The sequence below is a fragment of the Methanobrevibacter sp. genome (genome assembly GCF_045116495.1).
Lineage (GTDB): Archaea > Methanobacteriota > Methanobacteria > Methanobacteriales > Methanobacteriaceae > Methanocatella.
In genome coordinates, this window is the sequence record NZ_JBGULU010000086.1 from 1 (window position 1) to 4,679 (window position 4,679).

General features: G+C 31.1%; 6 protein-coding genes. 1 reads left to right on the plus strand and 5 read right to left on the minus strand.

The annotated features are described in order from the left end of the window. The 5 genes from ACJMLH_RS04325 to ACJMLH_RS04345 form a co-directional block, all read right to left on the minus strand. On the minus strand, window positions 1-449 hold a 449-nt coding region (locus ACJMLH_RS04325), incomplete at its 3' end, for a zeta toxin family protein (protein ID WP_405275063.1). Continuing rightward, window positions 439-636 carry a hypothetical protein gene (locus tag ACJMLH_RS04330; protein ID WP_295727181.1) on the minus strand — a complete coding sequence of 66 codons (198 nt, stop codon included), beginning with the start codon at window positions 634-636 and terminating at the stop codon, window positions 439-441. The genes ACJMLH_RS04325 and ACJMLH_RS04330, both read right to left, overlap by 11 nt. A gap of 301 nt (window positions 637-937) precedes the next feature. Continuing rightward, window positions 938-2,080 (minus strand): RNA-guided endonuclease InsQ/TnpB family protein, encoded by a 1,143-nt coding sequence (locus ACJMLH_RS04335; RefSeq protein WP_405275066.1) that lies wholly within the window; start codon window positions 2,078-2,080, stop codon window positions 938-940. A gap of 435 nt (window positions 2,081-2,515) precedes the next feature. Then, window positions 2,516-2,740: a hypothetical protein gene (locus ACJMLH_RS04340; RefSeq protein WP_405275068.1), complete on the minus strand. Its 225-nt coding sequence runs from the start codon at window positions 2,738-2,740 to the stop codon at window positions 2,516-2,518. 244 nt (window positions 2,741-2,984) lie between these two features. Next, on the minus strand, window positions 2,985-3,683 hold the full coding sequence (locus tag ACJMLH_RS04345; RefSeq protein ID WP_296799234.1) for a DUF4013 domain-containing protein: 699 nt from the start codon (window positions 3,681-3,683) through the stop codon (window positions 2,985-2,987). A 346-nt stretch (window positions 3,684-4,029) separates the two neighbouring features. Between ACJMLH_RS04345 and ACJMLH_RS04350 the strand changes: the two genes are divergently transcribed. Further along, window positions 4,030-4,398 (plus strand): terminase large subunit domain-containing protein, encoded by a 369-nt coding sequence (locus ACJMLH_RS04350; protein WP_405275070.1) that lies wholly within the window; start codon window positions 4,030-4,032, stop codon window positions 4,396-4,398. The last annotated feature ends 281 nt before the right edge of the window (window positions 4,399-4,679 follow it).

Below are 4,679 nucleotides of genomic sequence, written 5' to 3' on the forward strand. Positions count from 1 at the left end.
TCATAAATATGGACAATATCACAAATTTCAACTAATTCAGGAACCAAATCTAGTGCCTTATAATATCTTGATTTGATCTTTTCTTCAGGAACAGTATGACCACCCATAGATTCCCTGATATCAACACGAGTCTTATTAATTTCTGGATTTGATGTTAAAACATATATGCATCTTAAAAAATACCCTTTTTCTTTAGCTTTTTTAAGCAATTTGAGATTCCTATCTGTAGAAAGAACCGTTTCAAATGTGAAATCTTTACCTTGTTCCACCATAGATTCTCTAAGCTCTTCAGCTTTTAGGGCAGCTTCTAAATCACTACATAAACTTGATTTCTTAATATCATCAGCATTAATGTAAATCCCAATAGTTTTGGCCATGCGGGTTATGGTGGTTTTTCCACTACCATTTGGGCCTGCAAATACAATAACTTCAGGAAGTCTATTTTTCATTTGGATAAACTCTCCTTCCATCAGGATACTCTATATAGGGACTATCTAATTCATCATCATAACCAGCAATAGGAAGTCCTTTAATTTTACAGATTTCTTGATCAATTCTGATAGATTCCTTAAATCTTTCAGTTAGCTCTTCATCAGAAATACCACAAGTAGAGTCTAATTCATTTTCTTCAACCAATACTATTCCTCCTATTCTGTAATTTAATTTAACATTAACAATAATATTTTAAATCTTATAATTTAATAAATTTTTCCAAAGTACAACTTTATGAAAAAAAGCAGTTATTAATTATATAACCTCTTTTTAAAATAAGTATTAAAGCTGTTGCCGCATATTATGCAAAATATTTACTACTTTTAACTCCCACACCCTAATTTTTGACTCATCCAGTATTAAAAATCTTCGAAATATAACTATTGAACTACCTCGACTTTGTAGAAGTCGAGGATTCCTAGATTTGTTTTTTTGTGCCACTTGTTTATTTGGCGTTTTCTAGGCTATTCCCGTAGTCCCACCGGTTCAAAATATTAATGGCTGCGTTAGTGTCACGATCTAGTGTTTTACCGCAGTTTGGACATTTCCATTTTCGTGTTTTCACATCTAATTCATGGTTGATGTTTCCGCAAAAATGACATTTTTTACTAGTATATTTTGCATCTACAAATACTACGCCTTCTGCTTGAGGTTTGTGCCTAGCGAATTTGTCTTGTAGTTTAGTTATGAATTTTGTGAGTGGAAACACCATGTTTTGCTCGCCACCAATCAATATTTTAATTTTTGAGTAATTTTTCTCAAATACTATGGTATCATATTTTTTGACCATTTCTGTTGAAAGTTTCTCTATGTAGTCGTCAAGTTTATTGGATCGTTGATGATACCATTTTAATAGTCTGATTTTCTGTTTTTTCCATTTTTTGCTTCCATTTGTGCATTTGGCCATTATCCGGTTGATTAATTTGACCATTTGGTTTTCATGGTCAATGTCAAAGTATTCCTTTTCCTCATCGCTTGTGACCAGCCAGCCGTTTACATTTGAATTAATATCACAACCTACTTTTTTACCTGTTAGTTCCCATTCTTCTTCAGTGAAATCAATGTTGAATGTTGCAAAGTAGTCTATTCCATCAAAGGAGATTGTTACATTGTTGAATTTTGTATTTTTGTCGTTTAGTATTTGGAAGTATTCTTGGCTTGTGTGGAATTTTACTTTGCCATATTTTCTCAGAATCATTTTATTTTTTTGGATGATTCTAATGTCTTGTCTTATTGTTTGTCTGAATGCTAGTTTACTTGTTTTCTTTTTGTGAAAATGGGGTTTATTGAAGTGTGAGGGATTTTTAAAGAAATTATCAAATGATGTAGCCAAGTCTCTTATTTCCTGTTGGAGACTTGTTGATTCTACATCCTCCAAATAAAAGAATTCCTTCTTGGCTTCATTTAGTAGTTTATTTAAGAAAGTAAATATGGGTCTTAGGTTGGAATCTTTACTGTGCATTTTATTGTATTTGTCAAGAACGACATTATGGGCCTTGCGACAGCAACCAAAATTCTTATGAAACATATCCTTCTGCTCCTGAGTAGGATAAATCTTAACCTTAATTCCCTTTTTAACATCCACCATAACATAAAACACCACACTATTAACCCATCTTCACATAATAGTACAATTTATGCTCCATTAATATATAAAGATACCCAGAGAGCATTTGAAAAGTAATATCACCCACAAAAATCAACTAAAATGTTTAAAAAACAACAAGAAACATTAAATAAACGCCCGTGAAATACAAATGAAACTACAAATTTTCCATTGTAAAAGTGATACATATCAAAAAAAATACAAAAATAAATGCCCCCAAAAAAAACTGAAAGTACACTGAATTACAAATACCCATACAAAAAAATATTAAAATCAATTATCATGACAAATGAAACCCAATAAATAACAATTCACAAAGGTATAACCCAACTTGCAATTCATCCACGACCTTGAAGAGGTCGTGGTATTCTTGCATCATTTAGATAAAACATATATATTCAAAGATAATTATGATAATTATAAAAATGAAAATGTTTTTGGAGGAATATATATGATATTGTCTTCTTTTTCAATATTTGTTATGGTATCTGAGATAATAATTCCATAATCAGCACCATAATTATTGATTGCATGAGTAATTTGCTTTTTATCTTTCCTGCCACGACCCACCTCAATAGGTACTGGATTTTTAAAATCCTGTTGCAAAATAAAATCAACATTTCTCTTTGCATCAATTAACATCGCTTGCCGTTAATGTGAGAGTCAATAGCTTAAAATAAAAGAAAACAAGAAATATTAATTTAAATTAACATTAACGATTTGATAATCAAACCTGAAAGCTGAATTAACATTAACGACGGCCATTTGTTAATGGAAACTTACTTTTGAAAAGTAGTTGATGTATATGCATAGTTGAAATAGATTTTGATTTTTAATACCCTTGCCGTTAATGTGATGGTGGGTTCATTATCTGCGAGAACAATATTCAGTCTTGTTTTTCCAATAAGTCATATACGTTTAACGCAATAAGTCTTTTTGAGGAAATATATAAAAATGGTGCTAAAAAGAATGTTGCAATTGAATAGATAATATCAAGTAGAGTAAGGCCTTTACTAAATGGAATAACAACTGAAGCTGCAAATGCCTGTGAGATTATAACAGCAATAATAACTTTTATGAAAGAACGGGTGTCAAATATTTTTATTAAATTTATGATTTCACGAAGATGGAAAGCCCCTATAAACTTTCCATTATGCAAATATCTGTTTAACAATCCTGCAATTAAACATAAATATAGTAATATAAACAAAATAACAAAACATACCGTAAATATCAGGTTTCCATCAGCATAACTCAGTTTTGCTAAACGAATCAACGCATATAAGAATCCTGAATAGATGAATACAATGACTGATTTCTTAAAGCCCTCCCAAACAAGCCTTTTCATATTATTCTTAAAGCGAGGATGTTCATCCCTACCCTTAAGGGCATACCATGATACATATGACCCATATCCTACAACAATAAGTAGAAATACATTTATTACCTTTAAAATCGGGTCAGATAAACTATTTTTGTTAATAAAACAGGCAATACTTACTAAACTACTGACTATTATGATTCCTGTCTTATCGCTTAATGTATAATCTATCGATTCTTTAATATGGTCAATGAATAATCTCATGTTAATTCTCTAACAACACTTTTCTAGCATATAATATGTTGCACATCGAATAAAAGATTATTGTTCCCAATGATAAAATTCAAACCTTAAAGCAAGTGAGCTATCGGATATTGATGGGCGCATATTTCATCAACCAGATATATCCACTGATTTTTTTGTAAATCCTGATATGAGGTATCTTACATTATTTGACATTATTCTTCCACTATACATTGCCTTGAACTAATCCATATATTCCATTCTCTCCATTTTCAAAGCAGGCCAAAATGATACTGGCTAGAGAAAAGGAAGTCCTTATAGGTGGTGCCAGGCGGTTCCAAATCAAGAAGTTTATTGATGAGGGGCATTGTTTTATGTTCAGGATGATGATAATGAATATCATGCCCTCATTCTGAGATGTACTTTATCTGACTTGAAGCGTAAAGGAGCTTTAATTCATAAAGCAAGTCAGTGGTTAAATCGAAAGGAAGTTCAAAATAATGCAAGCATCAAACCAAAGTGGGATGAAACAGAACATTCATGGACATTTACCAATGGAAATTCACTAACCTTCGGATATTTGAGTAACAACAATGACCTCGATACATATCAGGGTTCTGAATATCAATTCATTGGTATTGATGAGCTGACACAGCTTGAAAGATTCAAATACATTTACATGAGGTCTAGAGTAATGAAAACAAAAGATAACAAACTTCCTACACAAGTAATATAAATATTTTGATGATTGTTGCCCGTATACTATACAAAATATAACGTACTTTTAGCTCTTACATTATACTATTTAATATCGACCCATATAATCTTATCAATAATATTTTGGTGTCTTTAAAGTGGAAATAATAATGCTTTTTTGAACTATGTGTAGAAAAGGAAGCTATAAAACACATATTAAAGCTAATTGTCATTTAAATTGTCAGTTTATCAAATTAGAAAATTTCGGATGAAATCCAACTAGGCTTCCAATTCGACATCATAGATTGTTTTACATTAACA